Below are 2,789 nucleotides of genomic sequence, written 5' to 3'. Positions count from 1 at the left end.
GCTCGCATGCGGAATGGCTCGTGCTCGCCGCGGCCCTGGTGCGCCGCAAGCCCGCCGTGCTGACGCTCGACGAAGCGGCCGGCGTCGGCGTGCCGCTCGTCACCGCGTACGAAGGCTTGCGCCGTGCCGGCATGCCGACGGCCGGCGACGTCGTGCCCGTGTTCGGTGCGAACGGCAAGCTCGGCCAGGCCGCGATCCAGCTCACGACCGCGCACGGCGCGACCGTGATCGGCGTCGAGCGCAGCGCCGGCGGCTATCGCGGCCATGCATCGGGCGACGTGCGCATGATCGACGCGTCGAGCCAGTCAGTGGCCGACGCGGTGCGCGCGGCAACCGGCGGCCACGGCGCGGACATCGTCTACAACACGGTCGGCAGCCCGTACTTCGAAGCGGCGAACGCATCGATGGCGATCGGCGCGCGGCAGATCTTCATCTCGACGATCGACCGCAGCGTGCCGTTCGACATCTTCGCGTTCTATCGCGGCCAGCACACGTTCGTGGGCGTCGATTCGCTGCAGCTCGGCGGCGCCGCGGTCGCGCAGATCCTCGACACGCTCGCGTCCGGCTTCGGCAACGGCACGCTGCGCCCGTTCCCGATCGGCGACGACTACGTGTACCCGCTCGAGCGCGCACACGACGCGTATCGCGCGGTACTGGCCGGTGCGCGCGAGCGCGTCATCCTCAAGTCCTGACGCCGGACCACACGGGAGACCGCCATGATGGATTACGTGATTTCGCTCGCGGTAGGCCTCGGCGTCGGCGTGCTGTACGCGCTGCTGCACGTGCGCTCGCCGGCCCCGCCGCTCGTCGCGCTCGTGGGCCTGCTCGGGATGGTGATCGGCGAACGCGCGATCGCGCTGCTGCGCTGACGCGTCGATGCGGCGCGACGGCCCTAGCGGTCGTCGCGCCGGCGGAACGCCCACCATGCGGCGAGCCCCGTGAAACCCGCGACGAGCAGCACCATCAGCCAGAAGCCGTGCTTGTTCTCCGAGAACGGCACGCCGCCGACGTTCATCCCGAAGAAGCCGGCGACGATGTTGATCGGCAGCGCGATCACGGTCACGAGCGTCAGTGTGAACAGCGTCCGGTTGTTCTGCTCGTCGAGCCGCGAGCCGATCTCTTCCTGCAGCAGCTTGATCCGCTCGTTGAGCCCCGCCAGATCGGCCAGCACCAGCGAGAACTCTTCGGTCGATTCGCGCAGCTCCTGCACGTCTTCCAGATGCAGCCACGCAGGCGGTTTCGCGAGCAGCCGGAAGATCGACCCGGGCTCGGGCGCGAGCATGCGCTGCAGGCGCGTCAGCGTGCGGCGCATCGCACCGAGCTCGATGCGGCTCGACGTGAGCCGCTGCGACAGGAAGCGATCCTCGATGCGGTCGACGTCGACGCTCGTGCGCCGCATGATCTGGATCAGCAGGTCGGCCTGGTCGCGCAGCAGGTGCACGAGCAGCTCGGCGGGCGACCGGAACTGCTCGCCGTCGCGCACGCATGCGCGCAGCGTGTCGACCGAGCGCAGCGGCTTGAGCCGCGCGGTGACCATGATGCGCCGCTCGACATGGACGAACAGCGTCGCGATCTCCGACGGCGTCAGTTCGAGGTTGAACATCACGTCGTTGACGATCGCGCGCAACGCGCCGTCTTCCTGCTCGATCCGCGTCGAGCGCGAGCCTTCGTGGAGGAATTCGAAGAAGCTGTCGGGCAGCCCGAGATGCGTACGCATCCAGCGCTCGCTCGCGCCGTGCGCGAGATTGAAGTGCAGCCAGACGAAATCGTCCGACGCGGCACCGTGCTCGCGGCACGTGCGCAGCCACGAGGCAGCCGAATCGGCATCGAGCGTCGCGCCGGATCCGCCCGGAACGAAGCGGAATCCGCATACCATGCCGGACGTATCGGCGCCGTAAGTCTGTACGATCAGGTCCATCGTGTCGAAGGTCGTGCTGCACACGGCGCGCCGCGCAAAACGGGTCGCGCGCCCGCGCCGGAAAAGGAAAGGAGACGTATGCCCGACGGGCGTGACGCGCCGGTGACAGCGTCACGCCGCATCATACCGCCCGATTCCGTGCCCCCCAAAAACAACGCGCCGCCCAACGGGCGGCGCAGGTGCGGCGGGTCGACACGCGCAAGACGCGTTACTGCCGCGTCTCCGACTGCGCGGCGCTCGGGCACGCGGGATCCTTGCCCCAGTGACCCTCGCAGACGCGCCAGCGGCACAGTTGATCCTCGAAGAAACCGCGCTCCGAACACTCCTTCACGCGCGATGCCAGCGAGCCGGTCGTCGCGGCCGTCTTGGTCGGCACGGCTTGCGTCTTCTGCGCGGCGAGTTTCTTGTCGGCCGGCTTCGTGCGCGCGACGAGCGCCGCGAGCAGATCCGCATCCGGATCGTCCTTCCCGCCCGCCTTCGCGGTACGCACCGGCGCCGCGTCGCGATGTTTCTTCGCCTGCGCGAGCTCGGCCTGCTGTTCCTTGCGATGCTTGCGGGCCTCGGCCTTTGCATCGGCCTTCGCGTCCGCCTTGCTGTGCGCGGCGACCTTCGCGCCCTTCGCGGCGTCGGCCTTCGCGGTCTTGGTCGTCGCGGCGGCAGCAGCAGCGGCCGCACCGGCCGTGGCCGCGCCCGATGCGTCGTCGGTACCATTGGCGAGCGCACGCGACAGGCGGCTGGTGTCCGCGGCGGAAGCGGACGATGCGGAAGCAACGGTTCGGGATGCCGCGTCGTCGTTGACGATCGTGGCCGGTTGCACGGCGGACGCAGCGGACGCAGCGGACGCGGCATTCTGCGCAACCTGCACGGCGGA

The 2,789-nt window shown here is 69.7% G+C and carries 4 protein-coding genes; 2 read left to right on the top strand and 2 right to left on the bottom strand.

Translation table 11 applies throughout. From position 1 onward, the window contains the following. On the top strand, positions 1-692 hold a 692-nt coding region (locus tag G3N93_RS37410; protein ID WP_206135274.1), incomplete at its 5' end, for a zinc-binding alcohol dehydrogenase family protein. Positions 693-716: 24 nt separating this feature from the next. After that, positions 717-869: a DUF1427 family protein gene (locus tag G3N93_RS37405; RefSeq protein ID WP_122944340.1), complete on the top strand. Its 153-nt coding sequence runs from the start codon at positions 717-719 to the stop codon at positions 867-869. A gap of 23 nt (positions 870-892) precedes the next feature. Here the strand turns inward: G3N93_RS37405 and G3N93_RS37400 are convergent, their stop codons facing one another. Both G3N93_RS37400 and G3N93_RS37395 read right to left on the bottom strand, forming a co-directional pair. Next, complete coding sequence (locus G3N93_RS37400; RefSeq protein WP_174939739.1) at positions 893-1,918, bottom strand: transporter; 1,026 nt, start codon at positions 1,916-1,918, stop codon at positions 893-895. 208 nt (positions 1,919-2,126) lie between these two features. Continuing rightward, on the bottom strand, positions 2,127-2,789 hold a 663-nt coding region (locus G3N93_RS37395; RefSeq protein ID WP_206135273.1), incomplete at its 5' end, for a phage tail protein.

This window comes from Burkholderia sp. Se-20378 (genome assembly GCF_017104665.1).
Lineage (GTDB): Bacteria > Pseudomonadota > Gammaproteobacteria > Burkholderiales > Burkholderiaceae > Burkholderia > Burkholderia lata.
This window is presented reverse-complemented; position numbering and strand designations above follow the sequence as displayed.